This is a genomic window from Dyadobacter luticola (assembly GCF_005860805.1).
In the GTDB taxonomy this organism is placed as follows: Bacteria; Bacteroidota; Bacteroidia; order Cytophagales; family Spirosomataceae; genus Dyadobacter; species Dyadobacter luticola.
Map to the genome: position 1 here is coordinate 888,391 of NZ_VCEJ01000002.1, position 15,114 is coordinate 903,504.

13 protein-coding genes are annotated in these 15,114 nt (G+C 49.8%); 10 read left to right on the plus strand and 3 right to left on the minus strand.

Annotated features, from left to right (window positions below):
- Positions 1–3: 3 nt before the first annotated feature.
- Complete coding sequence (locus tag FEN17_RS03775; RefSeq protein ID WP_138363959.1) at positions 4–273, plus strand: SymE family type I addiction module toxin; 270 nt, start codon at positions 4–6, stop codon at positions 271–273.
- A 6-nt stretch (positions 274–279) separates the two neighbouring features.
- On the opposite strand, the gene FEN17_RS03780 is transcribed toward FEN17_RS03775, so the two are convergent.
- Together FEN17_RS03780 and FEN17_RS03785 are read right to left on the minus strand one after the other, a co-directional pair.
- Positions 280–1,398, minus strand: coding sequence for an acyltransferase family protein (locus FEN17_RS03780; RefSeq protein ID WP_138363960.1), 1,119 nt, complete (start codon positions 1,396–1,398; stop codon positions 280–282).
- A 179-nt stretch (positions 1,399–1,577) separates the two neighbouring features.
- Positions 1,578–2,654: a spore photoproduct lyase family protein gene (locus FEN17_RS03785; RefSeq protein WP_138363961.1), complete on the minus strand. Its 1,077-nt coding sequence runs from the start codon at positions 2,652–2,654 to the stop codon at positions 1,578–1,580.
- A 263-nt stretch (positions 2,655–2,917) separates the two neighbouring features.
- Between FEN17_RS03785 and FEN17_RS03790 the strand changes: the two genes are divergently transcribed.
- From FEN17_RS03790 to FEN17_RS03830, 9 genes are all read left to right on the plus strand, one after another.
- A complete protein-coding gene (locus FEN17_RS03790; RefSeq protein ID WP_138363962.1) occupies positions 2,918–4,138 on the plus strand; it encodes an alpha/beta hydrolase in 1,221 nt (406 codons plus the stop codon).
- 84 nt (positions 4,139–4,222) lie between these two features.
- On the plus strand, positions 4,223–5,176 hold the full coding sequence (locus FEN17_RS03795; RefSeq protein WP_138363963.1) for a bifunctional helix-turn-helix transcriptional regulator/GNAT family N-acetyltransferase: 954 nt from the start codon (positions 4,223–4,225) through the stop codon (positions 5,174–5,176).
- Between the two features lie 196 nt (positions 5,177–5,372).
- Complete coding sequence (locus FEN17_RS03800; protein WP_138363964.1) at positions 5,373–5,729, plus strand: nuclear transport factor 2 family protein; 357 nt, start codon at positions 5,373–5,375, stop codon at positions 5,727–5,729.
- A gap of 138 nt (positions 5,730–5,867) precedes the next feature.
- Positions 5,868–6,476 (plus strand): dihydrofolate reductase family protein, encoded by a 609-nt coding sequence (locus FEN17_RS03805; RefSeq protein WP_138363965.1) that lies wholly within the window; start codon positions 5,868–5,870, stop codon positions 6,474–6,476.
- 125 nt (positions 6,477–6,601) lie between these two features.
- Complete coding sequence (locus FEN17_RS03810) at positions 6,602–8,845, plus strand: transferrin receptor-like dimerization domain-containing protein (protein WP_138363966.1); 2,244 nt, start codon at positions 6,602–6,604, stop codon at positions 8,843–8,845.
- Between the two features lie 196 nt (positions 8,846–9,041).
- The gene (locus FEN17_RS03815; protein ID WP_138363967.1) at positions 9,042–9,476 is read left to right on the plus strand and encodes a glycine zipper family protein; all 435 of its coding nucleotides are present in this window, start codon (positions 9,042–9,044) and stop codon (positions 9,474–9,476) included.
- A gap of 117 nt (positions 9,477–9,593) precedes the next feature.
- Positions 9,594–10,358, plus strand: a complete 765-nt coding sequence (locus FEN17_RS03820; RefSeq protein WP_138363968.1) for a methyltransferase domain-containing protein — start codon at positions 9,594–9,596, stop codon at positions 10,356–10,358.
- A gap of 16 nt (positions 10,359–10,374) precedes the next feature.
- A complete protein-coding gene (locus tag FEN17_RS03825) occupies positions 10,375–13,296 on the plus strand; it encodes a glycosyl hydrolase (RefSeq protein ID WP_138363969.1) in 2,922 nt (973 codons plus the stop codon).
- A gap of 11 nt (positions 13,297–13,307) precedes the next feature.
- Entirely contained in the window at positions 13,308–14,117 is an 810-nt protein-coding gene (locus FEN17_RS03830; RefSeq protein WP_138363970.1) for an EcsC family protein, read from the plus strand.
- A gap of 45 nt (positions 14,118–14,162) precedes the next feature.
- Here FEN17_RS03830 and FEN17_RS03835 read toward each other — a convergent pair whose 3' ends face one another.
- Positions 14,163–15,068: an NAD(P)/FAD-dependent oxidoreductase gene (locus FEN17_RS03835; protein WP_138363971.1), complete on the minus strand. Its 906-nt coding sequence runs from the start codon at positions 15,066–15,068 to the stop codon at positions 14,163–14,165.
- Between the last annotated feature and the right edge of the window lie 46 nt (positions 15,069–15,114).

A 15,114-nucleotide genomic window follows, 5' to 3' on the forward strand; every position in this document is an offset into this window, starting at 1 on the left:
ACTATGACACACGAAAAAAATTCTTCTTCGTCTTTGGAAAGGCAGTTGACAGTTTATAGCAAATATGTGCCGCGGGCTTGGTATCGGTATGTGGTGATGCCGGAGATCAGGCTTTGCGGGAAGTGGCTGCTGGATGCCGGTTTTGAATGTGGGGATGAGGTGACGGTGCGGTGTTTTGGGAATAAATTGGAGATTACGCTCAATCCGGTGCTGGAGCCGGAACCTGCGCCGGTCCGGAAACGGCGGTCGCGGCGCAGCGAGGTGCTTTCTTAGTCTTCGCTATTTTAGCTTCTTGCGGAGCCAGGCGCTGGTGGGTTCGTCGTAAAATTTCAAACTGATGTACGCCAGCACGATCGCGCCGGAGAAGGTGAGCAGGGCGGCGGGGAAGGCTTCGGATAATGTGATGCCTTTGTGGCGGCTGACCCAGGCGACGTAGAAATAGACGAGCACGTAATGTGTCATGTATAAGGGATAGGAAAGGTCGCCGAGGAATTTGCAGATTTTGGCTTCGGCCGGGCTGCGCGCCACGCCGCCGGCACCGAGGTAGACGATGGCCGGGAAGACGATGATGATGCAAAATGCTTCGTACAAACCATTGAGCCAGAGGCGATCTGTGCCGCCGATGCGGGGCATGAGCAAAACGGCCGCTACGAGGAAGCTACACCAAAGAAAGGCATTCGAGATGCGGACGGGCCGGGCGACGCGGGAGAGGAGCAGGCCGGCGAAATACGGAAATATCGTCCGCGTGATGCCGACGCGCATGTGTTCGGCATTCAATGTCCAGCCGCCGGTGACGTCTCCGTTCGGGTTCGTGACGGCGAAATGCAAAAGCACCGCGCCGGCCAGGGCGACGAAAACGGCCAATGCCCGGTTGGATAACTTCCTCAGTCCTAGGGCGTAGAGAATGTTGGCGATGTATTCGAAAAAGAGCGACCAGCCGACGCTGTTGAGCGGGTGCATTTCGAACCAGCCGCGGATATCCATCGAAAGCGGGACGGGCAGGAGCGTCCACCCGATGAGCATCACGACGAGCAGCTTCCAGAGGGGCACGGTGTGAATGAGGGGCCAGATGGGGGAGTCGGTATAATAAAAGCCGATGGCGCCGAGCGTCATGCCGAGCACGACGAGTGGTTGCAGCCGCTCGAACCGTCGCCGGAGGAAGGCGCCGACGGTAAGTTTGTCCCACCGGTCGTCGTATGCATAGCCGATGACGTAGCCGGAGAGGAGGAAGAAGAAGTCGACGGCTAGGTAGCCGTGGTTTATGACGTTTTCCAGCCGGGTTGCTGCTAGGGGCTCGGTGAGGTGGAAGCAGAGGACTATTATTGCGGCTATGCCGCGTAGGCCGTCTAGGGTTTGGTAGTGGGGTTTGGTTGGGAGGGTGGTGTTGTTATTGTTCATGGTTGGTGAGCTAGCTCGTGCTTCGACTCCGCTCAGCATGACAAAGGGGTTAATAGGGCTTACTTACTGGCTTTGTCACCCTGAGCGGAGTCGAAGGGCATACACGATGTCGCGAACATGTAAGAAGCATCGTGCACGTTGCTTCGACTCCGCTCAGCATGACAAGGCGTCCTGCCAAGTTAGAAAGCATACCTGATCTGGCAATAAGGTAACTCCTTCTTCACAGCTTCAACAAGCTCAGAAACAATCTCTCTCTTAATATTATTCTTATACCGCACATTCCGCTGCCCCGACTGGCTGTATTTAACCTGCTGAATATCTGGCCGCCAGAGGACTTCTTCGGCTTTGGGGTGCCAGGCTAGGTTTACTTCGTGGAGGCGGTCGTTGTGGGTGAGGAAGATGATTTCGGTGGCGAGCTGGGCTTTGGTTTGTTCATCGAGGACCTGGTTCATTTCCTCGAAAAGCGCGTACCAGTCGTCGAGCCAGCCTTCGTAATATATCACCGGCGCGAAACTTACATTGACCTCATAACCAGCCTCCCGGAATTCGTTCATGACGGCAATGCGTTCGCTGATGGGCGTGGTGCGGACGTCGACAAGTTTGGACATTTGATGCGGCATGAGGCTGAACCGGATACGTGTTTTGCGCTGCGGATCGTAGCTGAGCATTTCACGGTTCACGAACTTGGTGGCGAAGGTGAGCTTGGCATTAGGCAGCGTTTTGTAGAGGTCGATCATGTCTTTCACATTATCACAAATGGCCGCATCGGCCGAGCAATCGCCATTTTCGCCGATTTCGTACACCCAATATTCCGGGTCGATGGCATCGGGCTCGGCTTTGACGCCCTGCTTGGCAGCGTGGCGGCTGAGGTAGCCCATGATCTGCTCAATATTCACAAAAATGGAAATGGGATTGGCATAACCTTTCCGCCGCGGCACGTAGCAATACGAGCACGACATGGTGCAACCATTGGACTGCGAAGGCGCCACCCAATGCGAGCTGCGGGTATTCGGGCGGCAAGTGAGGCCTTTCTTGGCGCCGAGGATAAGAACGTTCTTTTTGTTCCAAAGCCAGTCGTCGACGGAACCTTCGAAGCCGAAAAGTTCGGGAATTTTCCAGTGGGAATCCACTTCAATGCGCTCGGCATTGGGGTATTTTGCCAGGATCTCGCGGCCACGCTCGTAGGTGGGGACGGAGGGTTCCAGGTAGATTTTGTGGATGGTAAGGAGGTCGGTGATGGTTTTTTGATGAAGCATGAGTTTGGTGTTTGGCGGTTTTTGGTATTAAAAGTTTGCCAAGGGGCAACCAAACTTTGTCACCCTGAGCGCAGTCGAAGGGCAGATGCGGTGGCTAACAAAGTGCTTCAAGTAGATAACGGTGCTTTTGTTGATGATAAGAAAGTTGGTGAGCTAGCTCGTGCTTCGACTCCGCTCAGCATGACAAATAAGGGTTTGAACGAAAACATAAAGTATTTCAACAAAAAATTTACTTGTATAAGAAACTGATACATCGCCAGACCATGAAATATTTTCTATCTGCATTCCTTCTTTTCATTTCAGCACTAGCATCCGCCCAAACGCCCATTCAAATCGGCCATATCGATACAATTCAATCGAAAATCCTAAACCAAACCCGCGAGATAATGGTGCATGTGCCAGACGGTGGTGATGGGCAATATTCCAGGAAGAGGTATCCTGTCATTTATTTGCTGGACGGTGAGTCGCATTTTAATTCGGTGGTGGGGATGGTGCAGCAGTTGAGCTCGGTGAATGGGAATATGGTTGTGCCGCAGATGATTGTGGTGGGGATACGGAATAGGAACCGGAGACGGGATATGACGCCGAACCAGGCTTCGGTGGATCCACCGTTTATGGACAGTGCGGCTGTGCGGCAGACGGGTGGGGGCAATGCGTTTCTGGATTTTATCGAAAAAGAGCTGATGCCGCAAATGGATTCGCTATACCCGACGGCGCCTTATAAAATGCTGATCGGGCATTCGCTGGGTGGACTGGTGGTGATGAATGCGCTGATTACACGGCCAAGGCTTTTCAATTCTTATATCTGCATTGAGCCGAGCATGTGGTTTGATCATGCGAAGTTTTTGGAAACGACGAAGAAGGCACTCAGTGAGACCAAATACAACGGGGTTTCGCTTTATATGGGCATTGCCAATACGCTGAGCGAGGGAATCACTTTGGCGAATGTGGCCAAGGATACCGGCGCTTTCTCTCGACACATTCGCTCTATTGTCGACCTTGACAAGTACATCAAAGCCAACCCGCAAATTGGGCTCCGGTATAAAAGCAAGTTTTATGCTGAGGACACGCACAGTTCGGCACCGCTGATTACTGAGTACGACGGTCTTCGGTTCATTTTTGATTTTTACAATTTGAAATTCAGCGATTCAGATTTTGAAAAAGACGGCATTGCATTTCCGCAGAAAATCGTGAAGCATTACAACACTATATCCAGGCAAATGGGCTACCCGGTGCTCCCGCCCGAGGAAATGGTCAACTCTCTCGGCTACCAGGCGATGCAGGAAAAGCATGATGTGATGGCGGATGCATTTTTCAAATTGAATGCCATCAATTATCCCGGCAGCTGGAATGTTTACGATTCTTATGGCGATTTTTTCGCTTCACGAAAGAATAAAGCCGCTGCGATCGCGCAGTATGAAAAGTCTCTCGCGATCGAAGATCATCCGGAAACGAGGGAAAAGTTAGAGGCTTTGAAGAAATAGAGCCTTAAAAAATGGAAAGAATTATTAGGTAAGTTGAAAACATCTTTATATTTGCATAATCAGTTATGTAATTAGTTTTTGTAAATGAATATTTTCAAAAGAACCGGCAAGATGGCGCTAGGCAGCCGCCTGAGAATGTTGACAGCGAAATTCACGGATGATGCCTCGTCGATTTACAATCTTTACAACATTGACATGCAGCCGAAATGGTTTCCGGTTTTCTATGTGCTGTCGGAGCGGGACGATGTGACGATTACGGAAATAGCGGTGGAAATCGGGCATTCGCAGCCTTCGGTGAGCAAGATCGTGCGGGAGATGGCGGCGAAGGGTTTGGTGATTGAAAAGAAGGATGCGGCTGACGGGCGGCGGAATGTGGTGCAGCTTTCTGCGGCGGGGAAGGCGATTATTGTTAAGATTCAGGATCAGTATCAGGATGTGAATGATGCGGTGGAAGAACTTTCGGCTGAGGCAAACCATGATCTTTGGAAGGCGATTGAAGAGTGGGAGTTTTTGCTGGAACAAAAGTCGCTATTCCAGCGCGTACGCGAGCGTCGAAAACAGCGGGAAAGTGGATTTGTGGAGATTGTGCCTTATGAAGCGAAGTATCAATCGGCGTTTCGGGAGTTGAATGTGGAGTGGATTTCGACGTATTTTAAAATGGAGGAAGCGGACTATAAATCACTGGATCATGCGGACTCGTATATACTGGACCGTGGCGGGCACATTCTGGTCGCATTGTACCGCGGCGAGCCAGTCGGCGTCTGTGCGTTGATTAAAATGGATGATCCGGATTGTGATTTCGAGTTGGCCAAGATGGCGGTTTCGCCGAAGGCGCAGGGACAGAATATCGGCTGGCTGCTGGGTAATGCGGCAATTGAAAAAGCCAGGTCTTTGGGTGCGAAGAGCCTTTATTTAGAAAGTAATACGATTTTGAAGCCGGCGATTAGTTTGTATCACAAGCTGGGATTTAAGAAAGTGACAGGCCGGCCGACGCCTTATGAGCGGGCCAATTTTCAGATGGAGTTGAAGTTGGGATGAGGTGATTTGGGAATATTTGAAGTGGATTTGTGTGGTTTGAGGTTAATTGGTATTGTCACTTGTTGCCATTGGTAGTCAGGTATTGTCAGGTGTCGTTTTTATTTGTCTCAATTGGCCCTTGGTAATGTCTGTTTTGCACCACTTCGGCGGGGTGTTTTGAGTTTAAATTTGCAGCCTAACATCTAAACATTCAACAATGACAACTCAGGAAATTGCGGCGCGCTTTGATGAGCTGGCCCAGCAGGAAAAATGGTTTGAGATCCAGGACGAATTTTTCGCGGACGATGTGAAGAGCATTGATCCGTCGCACTCACCTTACTTTGGGTACGCAGAAGGCAAGGCGGATGTTCGGAAAAAAGGGGAAGATTTTATTAAAAAGATCACAGGCTTCCACAGCGCAAGCACCACTTCTCCTGTCGTCGGCGGCGACTATTTTTCAGTAGGCCGGGAAGTGGACATTGAAGTAGAAGGTCACGGCCGCGTGCAGATGAAGCAAATTATGCTGTATCATGTGCAGGACGGGCAGATTGTTTCCGAGCAGTTTTTTTACTGAAATCAAGACACCTTCCAGCATTTGCCGCAAACAGCCCGTATGAATGTCGTTTTCTGCGCCCGCCGGATTGGGAAAGTGGGGGTAGATTTGCAATGTCAAACATTTCAAACATTTACGAACCTTTAACCAAATACAACTATGAGACGCATTATCATGAATGAGCATTTGACATTGGATGGCGTAATTCAGGGGCCCGGCGGGCCGGATGAGGATACTTCTGGCGGGTTTGAGCTGGGCGGGTGGTCGGCCCCCTTTGGGGATGAGGTGACCGGAAAAACGGTGATGGCGACCCTTGAACAGCCATTTGATTTATTATTGGGTCGGGTAACTTACAAAATCTGGGAACCATTCTGGCCTTTTCAAAGCGGGCCGATCGCGGACAAATTCAACAGCATTAAAAAATATGTGGCAACCCAAACGCTGACCGAAACCAGCTGGGGCAACACGATTTTGTTAAATGGAGATACACTCGAACAAATTAAAGAGCTCAAAGCAACCGACGGACCTGATCTGCAAATTTGGGGCAGCGGTAATTTTGTCCAGACTTTATTACAAAATGGTTTGATCGATCAGATGAATATTTGGCTCTACCCGGTCGTGTTGGGCAAGGGAAAAAGGCTTTTCGAAGGCGCGGCAGTGCCGGGTAATTTCAAGCTGACCAAAAATGTTGTTTCTGATAAAGGTGTGATCGTCAGTACCTATGAGGCTGACGGGAAGGTAAAGCTTGGGCGTATCGCTGAGGAATAATTTACATGTAGCCTGCAGAAATCTTGGAGCAGTGAATAAAAGGGGTTTGGAGAATGTAGGGCAGTTTTAATAAGGCATTTACCTGCAAATTATTATCTTGGGAAGTCCTAACGCTAAACTTCCTGATGAAACATTCCTTCCGAAAAGCCTCCTTCGTTTTTCTGCTGACCATCGCAACGTGCACGATCAGAGCCAATGCACAGCAACTTCTCGGTTTTAAATCGGAATCAACCAAAAAAGAATTTGATCTTGAAGCTGCGTTCGACAAGCAGCTTCAAGCCAATAATCTGAAAGAGTGGATGAAGCTCATGACCGCCTATCCGCATCAGGTTGGGTCCGCTTATGGGTTGAAAAATGCTTTGTTCATAAAGGATAAACTGGCTTCCTGGGGTTTTGAAGCAAAAATTGACACGGTGCATGTGCTTTTTCCTACGCCCAAATTACGGGTAGTCGAACTCGTAGAGCCGACCAAGTTCAAGGCAACATTACTCGAAAAACCATTTAAAGAGGACGCGACTTCGTCTCAAACCAAAGACGTTTTGCCGCCCTACCATGCCTACTCGGCGGCCGGTGATGTGACTGCCGAGCTGGTGTTTGTCAATTACGGAATTCCCGCCGATTATGAGGAGTTGGAGAAAATGGGAATCGACGTAAAAGGCAAAATCGTGATCGCCAAATATGGTAACTCGTGGCGGGGAATTAAGCCAAAAGTTGCGTACGAAAAAGGCGCGATCGGCTGCATTATTTATTCCGATCCGAAGGAAGACGGTTATTTTCAGGGAGATGTGTATCCGAAAGGTGCCTATAAAAATGAGACCGGTGCGCAGCGCGGCTCCGTAGTAGACCTTCCCCAGGCGCCTGGTGATCCGCTTTCCAACGGTTTTTACGCCACCGGCGACAAAAAACGCCTGACGGTGGAAGAGGCACCCGCGATGATGAAAATCCCGGTTTTACCAATTTCCTATTCCGATGCGCTGCCGCTGCTGAAAGCGCTGGGTGGCCAGGTAGCGCCTGCGGCCTGGCGGGGTGCTTTGCCGATTACTTATCACATTGGCCCCGGACCGGCGAAAGTGCATTTGAAGCTGGATTTTAATTTCAACATTGTGCCTTGCTACAATGTGATTGGTACGCTTAAAGGCAGCGAATTTCCCGACCAGTGGGTGATCCGCGGCAACCACCACGATGCCTGGGTTTTTGGTGCGGCTGATCCAGTAAGCGGCGCGGTGGCAGAGCTGGAAGAGGCCAGGGCACTGGGAGAATTATTGAAAACCGGCTGGAAACCAAAACGTTCCGTGGTGTATTGCTTCTGGGACGGCGAAGAGCCCGGCCTGCTCGGCTCGACGGAATGGGTGGAGAAATACCAGGATGTTTTGAAAGAAAAAGCCGTGGTATATGTCAATTCCGATGGAAATGGTCGGGGATATTTTAGTGCGGGTGGCTCGCATACTTTGGAGAAATTTATCAACCAGGTTGGTCGTGATGTGACTGATCCTGAGAAAGGTACAAGCGTGCTGGAACGTTTGCGGTCAAAAATGATCGTCGACGGTAACCCGACGGCCAGACAGGAAGCCCGCAGCCGTACCGATCTGCGGATCAGCGCATTGGGTTCCGGTTCGGACTATACACCCTTTATCCAGCATTTGGGTATTGCGTCGCTCAATCTGGGTTTTGGCGGCGAGGATGATGGTGGTGATTACCATACCATTTTCGACTCTTATGATGATTATGTGCGTTTCAAGGATGCAGATTTTTCCTATGGCATCGCACTCTCAAAAACGGCCGGGCGCTCGATCCTGCGCTTCGCAAATGCAGAGATATTGCCTTTTGAGTTTGGCAATTTTTCCAACACGGTGAGTATGTATGCCGCGGACGTAAAAAAGCTTCTGGAAACGAGCCGGGCCACAGCCGAGGAACACAATAAGTTGCTGGCGGAAGGTCGCTTCGAGGCGGTAGCGGATCCCAAAGAGCCGAAGCAAATCTTCAAATCCATGCCAGTAGCACCTTATCTTAATTTCGCGCCCCTGGAAAATGCGTTGACACAATTGCAGGAAAGCGCCGATGCTTACACCAAAGCTTTGGCAAAATCCGAGAACATTCCAGCAGAAAAGCTGGCGCAGGTTAACCAGATCATTTACAAAACCGAGAGATTCCTGATCAACGAAAAAGGCCTCCCCAAACGCCCGTGGTACCGCCACCAGATCTACGCGCCGGGCTTTTACACCGGTTATGGCGTTAAAACATTACCCATGATCCGCGAAGCAATCGAGCAGAAAAACTGGGCCGAAGCAGAGGAAGGGATAGGGAGGATCAGCGAAGTTTTGAAAAATTTTACCAGTGAGATTGACAAAGCAACAAGCATTATCAAGTAATAACAAAGCTACAGGGGGCGCTTATATCGGGAAAAGTACCGATCCGGCAATGCTAAAATCTGCTTTCTGCGAGCAGCGAACTTCCTTTTCACTTCGGTGAATAATTTTTGGGACATCGAAGACAATTCTCTTGTCTAGAAACAACCCCACTGGCACGATTTTATTTCTTTTTTGCGTATAACCATCCAACAAAAAGATGAAATCGATTATGTCAATGTTATGTGCGGTCGTTTTTTTGAGCGCTTGTAACAGTAATTCACACCAACAAGAAGAAACGTTAAGAGCACAGCAGGCTACCATTGACTCGATGAAGGTAGCGATGCAGAAAAAGGCGGTTGTTGATTCCATGAAGGCCGTAATGGCTGAGCGTGAGGAACGATTGAAGGAGGAAAATCAACAGGTCGCGTCAGCAACCAGCGCTGCTCCGGTAGCAACTTCCAAGAAAAAAACCAAATGGAGCCATACCGCTAAAGGTGCGGTAGTAGGAGCAGGAACCGGCGCGATCACCGGGGCGATCGTCAATAAAAAACATGGCGAAGGCGCATTGATTGGTAGCCTCATCGGCGCTGGCGTCGGAGCTGGTACCGGGGCAATTGTAGATAACTCGAAGAAAAAGAAAGAACGACAATAAATTGAGCGTCAATTAGATGCCGGAACAGGCAGACGAATCTTACAAACATCAACAAACTAGGCATCCCTGCAATGTTAGAATTGCGGGGATGTTTCTTTTTTAAGTAAACTTCAACAAATGGCCTGGAATCCCGATACCTATAATCAATTCAAATCTGAGCGGTTTACGCCGTTTTATGATTTGCTGGCGCTGGCGAAAACCAGGCCCGGCATGTCAGTTATTGACCTCGGCTGCGGCACCGGTGAGTTGACCAAAAAACTGGCCGATGCCATGCCCGATTGTTCGGTACTCGGCATTGATTCTTCGTCCGAAATGCTTGCAGGCTGCTCAAACTTTGCAGGTGAACATTTGGGTTTTATCCAGCGGTCGATTGAGGAGCAGGTCGGGCGGGAGGAAAAATTTGATCTCGTATTTTCTAATGCGGCGGTACAGTGGGTGGAGGACCACGAGTCGCTTTTCGCGAAGATCATTGCGATGATCAAGCCGGGCGGGCAGCTGCTCATCCAGATGCCGGCGCAAAACCACAATGTATCCAACATAATGTTGAACGAACTGGCTGCACAAGAGCCGTTTTCGGAAGCTTTGCAAGGGTATGTCCGCCAATCGCCTGTTTTGGAAATCGACGATTATGCCAGGATTTTGTTTCAAAACCGCGCGCGCGTGATGACTGTTTTTGAAAAAATATATCCCCTGATTTTGCAGGATTCGAATGCCTTGTTCGACTGGGTTTCGGGGACGGCTTTGATACCTTTCGTCGAAAGACTGGACGGTGAAATGCGCGAACAATTTATCGAAGCCTACAAACAGCATTTGGATTCAAGGTTTCACGCGCACCCCGTTTTTTATCCGTTCAAAAGGATCATTTTGGAGGCGACATTTTAGATTAAAATTTTAGGAAATGCTAAAAAACTTTCAGTTCGTCTTGTTGCTCCTGACGGTTCTTTCACATCCGGCTCTCTCGCAGGAAAGGCTTGTGAAGGTGAATGGTACCAATGACCATGTGCAAGCCCAGCGCAGCACCGCCATTATTGAAAATGCGGTATTTCAAAATCCGCCTTCCCAGTATGGAATCCGTTGCTGGTGGTGGTGGCTGAATGGCAACATTGATAAAGAGACCATCACGCGCGACCTGGAAGAAATGAAGGCCAAAGGTTTCAGCGGCGCCTGTATTTTTGATGCGGGTGGAGCCGAACAGCGGAATAATGCGCAGGTCCCCGAAGGGCCTCTTTTTGGCTCGCCGGAGTGGAAGGAATTATATGTTCACGCAATCAAACAAGCTGACAGACTGGGACTTGTGATGTCGATGAGCATTCAGAGTGGATGGAATCTGGGCGGGCCGGACATTACGCCAGCCGAAACTGCCAAGCAGGTCGTCATTTCGGAAACAAAAGTCAGAGGTGGTGCACAGATTCAGCAAGACTTGTCTTTGCCGAAGGTAAGGTTCGATTATTACCGCGACATTGCTGTGCTGGCAATTCCTGCCAAGACTTTTACCAATCGTCTGCCGATCAGGGAGTTTGAAAATAAAGCTGCGATGCGGGAGGTAGGTGGCTCGGCGCCTGAAACGCGAGGCTTGCTTGCAGATATTGCCGGAACTGCTGGTGAGGAGGATGCTACTTTGAAGCAGGTCATTAACATTACCCGCTATTTCGAAAATGGAAAACTAAACTGGAAAGCGCCGGCAGGCGAGTGGACAATCCTGCGCATCGGCTACACGCCCACTACCGCGGAAGTATCGACTTCCAGCGGCAAGTGGCAAGGACATGTGATTGATTATCTGAGCGATAAGAACTTTAACCGGTATTGGGATACGAATGTGGACCCACTCTTGAAAGCGATCGGACCGATGGCGGGGAAGACATTGAAATACCTGCAAACGGATAGTTTTGAAGCGGGCGGCATGAATTGGACTGAGGGTTTTGAGAAAGAATTTCTGAAACGCCGTGGCTATGACCCGATCCCGTACTTATCGGTTTTGGCTGGAAAAATTATTGAAAACCGGGAAGTCAGTAACCGATTTTTGTCTGATTTAAGAAAGACGCTGGCCGATCTGATCGCCGAGAAACATTACGGAACATTTGCAAAAAGAGCGCGGGAATACGGGATCGGTATCCAGCCAGAATCCGCCGGGCCGCACGCGGGGCCTTTTGACGGGCTAAAAAATTATGGTTACAGTGAAATCATGATGAGCGAATTCTGGTCGCTATCGCCGCACAGGCCGCGACCGATCGACCGGTTTTTTGTGAAACAGGCAGCGAGTGCAGCGAAGATTTATAACAAACAATTGGTTGGTGCCGAATCATTTACGACCATCGGGCCGCATTGGAATGATGTAATGTGGTCGGATATGAAGCCTAGCGCCGACCACGAATTCTGCGCCGGGCTGAACCTGGTTTATCTGCACACATTCACCGCTTCACCGAAAGCAATGGGCATTCCCGGCCAGGAATATTTTGCCGGGACGCATTTCAATCCGCAGGTTACCTGGTGGAATTATTCGACGGCATTTATCCAGTACTTAACCCGCTGTCACTACATGCACCAAACCGGCGTTTCAGTGGCGGATGTGCTTTATTATTACGGCGACCATTCGCCTAACATTGGCCGGTACAAGGAGGATGATCCGGCAGGCGCGATGCCGGGTTATGATTATGACCTGATTAATGAGGACCGGCTGCTGGCGCTGGAAGTAAAAAACGGTATCATCACATTGCCGCACGGTGTTTCTTATCGGGTTTTGGTTTTACCAAATCATAAAACGCTTTCCATGGCCGCGATGCAAAAAGTGGAGACGCTGGTGAAAGCCGGTGCGACGGTGATTGGCGAAAAACCCGGCACTACTGCGAGTCTTGTCAAATATCCTGGCAGCGAATCGAAGCTGAAATCGATTGCGGATGCGCTTTGGGGTAATGTGACTGAAAAAGCGGGCGAGCGAAAAGTGGGTTTAGGAAAAGTGGTTTGGGGGAAGACGGCGGCTGATTATCTGAGGTCTTCGGGCATTGCGGATGATCTGGAAATAGTGGATCATGAGCCGGGTAGCAAATATGATTTTATTCACAGGGCTTCCGGAAATGCAAATTTCTATTTTATCAGCAGCCAGAATAAAGCGGCGTCAAAAATCCGCGCAGCATTTAGGATCATGGGCAAACAGCCGGAGCTTTGGAACCCAGTGACTGGCGAGACGCGACCTGCCAAATCTTTTACCCAGGAAAACGGCCGCACATTCATAGACCTGGAATTAGATCCTTACGGTTCTGTTTTCGTGGTTTTTAAAGATGACATTCCGAAAGATCAGAAAGGAACATTGCCGACCAACTATCCGCAACTTCAACCTGAGACAACATTGCACGGTACCTGGCAGGTTGTGTTCGATCCGAAATGGGGCGGGCCGGAAAATGCTACTTTCAACGAGCTGGCCAGCTGGACGGACCGGAATGAGGAGGGCATTAAGTTTTATTCCGGCAAAGCAGTTTACACCAAAACATTTGACGTGAATAGTAGCATAGCTAGTTCAGAATCGGTTTTTGTGGACTTGGGAGAAGTGCGGGATATCGGTATCGCGAAGGTCATTTTAAACGGAAAAGACCTTGGAATTCTTTGGGCGCCGCCGCTGAGGGTCAATGTAAAAGGTATTTTAAAAGAGAAAGATAACAAGTTGGAAGTAGAAGTGGTGAACACCTGGCGCAACCGGCTGATCGGCGACCGGGGCAAGCCGCAGGAAAAACGGTTTACCAAAACCAACATTACGATCCAGGATTGGTGGCAACTAGTGCCATCGGGTCTGCTGGGGCCGGTGAGGATTCTCACAGGAAAAGAATAAAACGATAAGCCATGCAAAAAGAAATGACCGACAATCACCTGGAAGAATTGCGTCAGGCAATGTTAACCCTGGAAAATCCGGGTATAGCCGCCAAAATCACTAATTTTATTGGTATGCCGATCCAGAAAGCACTCGATTTACTCCCTAAAAACTGGAACGAAAAGGTTGGCGACATTACGCGGACGGCTTTGATAAAGGCTTCGGATGCCGCGATTTTTACGATGAAAGATAAGCCCGGAGGGAAGGCTTCGAATGTTTTGCACAAGGTAGGTGTGGCAGTTTCCGGCGGCGTAGGCGGCTTTTTTGGATTTGCAGCGCTGGCGGTTGAGCTGCCGGTATCTACCACGATCATGTTGCGGTCGATTGCGGACATTGCCCGCTCACAGGGCGAATCGATTGCCGATGCTGAGACCAAGCTGGCTTGTCTGGAAGTGTTCGCACTTGGCGGGACAAGCATTGAAGACGATCACTCCGAGAGCGGATATTATGCGGTGCGGCTGTCGCTTGTTACCTCGGTTTCGGAAGTGGTGGGGTATGTGACCAGAACTTTATCCGACAAAGGTTCTCCGGCATTTGTCCGGTTTATTGCCAGCATTGCACAGCGTTTTGGCTTGCAGATTTCAGAAAAAGTAGCCGCCCAGGCGATCCCGGCAATAGGCGCTGCCGGCGGCGCACTCATCAATACCATTTTTATCAATCACTTCCAGGAAATGGCGCGGGGGCATTTTACCGTGCGGCGGCTGGAAAGGATTTATGGGAAAGAGGCAGTAAAGACGACTTACGAAAGTTTTTTCAAAGCCAACATTCAGATAAAAAAATAGTGGCTCACCCGGCGTCGATTCCCGGCAAGCCCTGATTTTTCAATGTTACCCTTCATGGATTAGCTCAAAATTCATCATCGCCCCGGCTTTCGTCCCGGCGGCAGTGACCATGGATATTCCTCTGAACATGATGGTATTATCTCCCGCAGCGTAAATACCGGGAATGTTGGTTTTCTGCATTTCGTCTACTTTGAGATGTCCCTTTTCATTGATTTCACAACCCAGTTCCAGCGGGATAGTACAATGCTGGACAAAGGCGGGGCGGGCGTATAAAGCCGTGAGTTGCTCCGAAGTATTGTTTGTAAAATTGAGTTGGCTCAAATAACCTCTGTCGTGCCTGATGCTTTGGATTTCGTGTTCGTTGATCACAATGTTCATAGCCAGCGAATTCTCCCTGGTATCCTGGTCAAAAGTCGCTGCGCCATTTGTAAAAATGGTTACATCTTCCGTCCAGTGGCGGATCAGTTTACCCATTTCCAGCACTGTTTCACCATTAGCAAGGATCCCGGTTTTTTGTCCGCGATACTCATAACCGTGGCAGTAGGGGCAATGTATCACGCTGATGCCCCAGCATTCCGCGAAACCCGGTATCGGTGGCATAATGTCCCGGACGCCGGTGGCGAAAAGGATTTTTTGGGCTTTGGCGCGGTTGCCGCTTTCGGTTTCAACAGTGAAATCATTATTCGTGCCGGTTACCTGCGTGACTTTATCTTTGAGGATGGTGACAGTGGGGTAGGCGAGTACCTGCTTCAATGCTGCCTCGGCGATGGCCGCCGGCGTTTCTCCGTCGCGGGTGAGGAAGTTATGGGAGTGTGGCGTTTGTTTGTTGCAGGGATCGCCGCTGTCGATGATGAACACATTCCTGAGTGCGCGGCCCAGTGCCAATGCAGCGGACAATCCTGCATAACTTCCGCCAACAATAATTACTTCAAATGGAGAGTCATTTTTCATAATCAAAAATTAATTTTGTCTCAAATGTGAGACATGGTTGGATAAA

Bases quoted from the DNA above. Each gene is read 5' to 3' on its own strand.
- FEN17_RS03775 (WP_138363959.1), top strand. From the start codon at position 4: ATGACACACGAAAAAAATTCTTCTTCGTCTTTGGAAAGGCAGTTGACA.
- FEN17_RS03780 (WP_138363960.1), bottom strand. From the start codon at position 1,398: ATGAACAATAACAACACCACCCTCCCAACCAAACCCCACTACCAAACC.
- FEN17_RS03785 (WP_138363961.1), bottom strand. From the start codon at position 2,654: ATGCTTCATCAAAAAACCATCACCGACCTCCTTACCATCCACAAAATC.
- FEN17_RS03790 (WP_138363962.1), top strand. From the start codon at position 2,918: ATGAAATATTTTCTATCTGCATTCCTTCTTTTCATTTCAGCACTAGCA.
- FEN17_RS03795 (WP_138363963.1), top strand. From the start codon at position 4,223: ATGAATATTTTCAAAAGAACCGGCAAGATGGCGCTAGGCAGCCGCCTG.
- FEN17_RS03800 (WP_138363964.1), top strand. From the start codon at position 5,373: ATGACAACTCAGGAAATTGCGGCGCGCTTTGATGAGCTGGCCCAGCAG.
- FEN17_RS03805 (WP_138363965.1), top strand. From the start codon at position 5,868: ATGAGACGCATTATCATGAATGAGCATTTGACATTGGATGGCGTAATT.
- FEN17_RS03810 (WP_138363966.1), top strand. From the start codon at position 6,602: ATGAAACATTCCTTCCGAAAAGCCTCCTTCGTTTTTCTGCTGACCATC.
- FEN17_RS03815 (WP_138363967.1), top strand. From the start codon at position 9,042: ATGAAATCGATTATGTCAATGTTATGTGCGGTCGTTTTTTTGAGCGCT.
- FEN17_RS03820 (WP_138363968.1), top strand. From the start codon at position 9,594: ATGGCCTGGAATCCCGATACCTATAATCAATTCAAATCTGAGCGGTTT.
- FEN17_RS03825 (WP_138363969.1), top strand. From the start codon at position 10,375: ATGCTAAAAAACTTTCAGTTCGTCTTGTTGCTCCTGACGGTTCTTTCA.
- FEN17_RS03830 (WP_138363970.1), top strand. From the start codon at position 13,308: ATGCAAAAAGAAATGACCGACAATCACCTGGAAGAATTGCGTCAGGCA.
- FEN17_RS03835 (WP_138363971.1), bottom strand. From the start codon at position 15,068: ATGAAAAATGACTCTCCATTTGAAGTAATTATTGTTGGCGGAAGTTAT.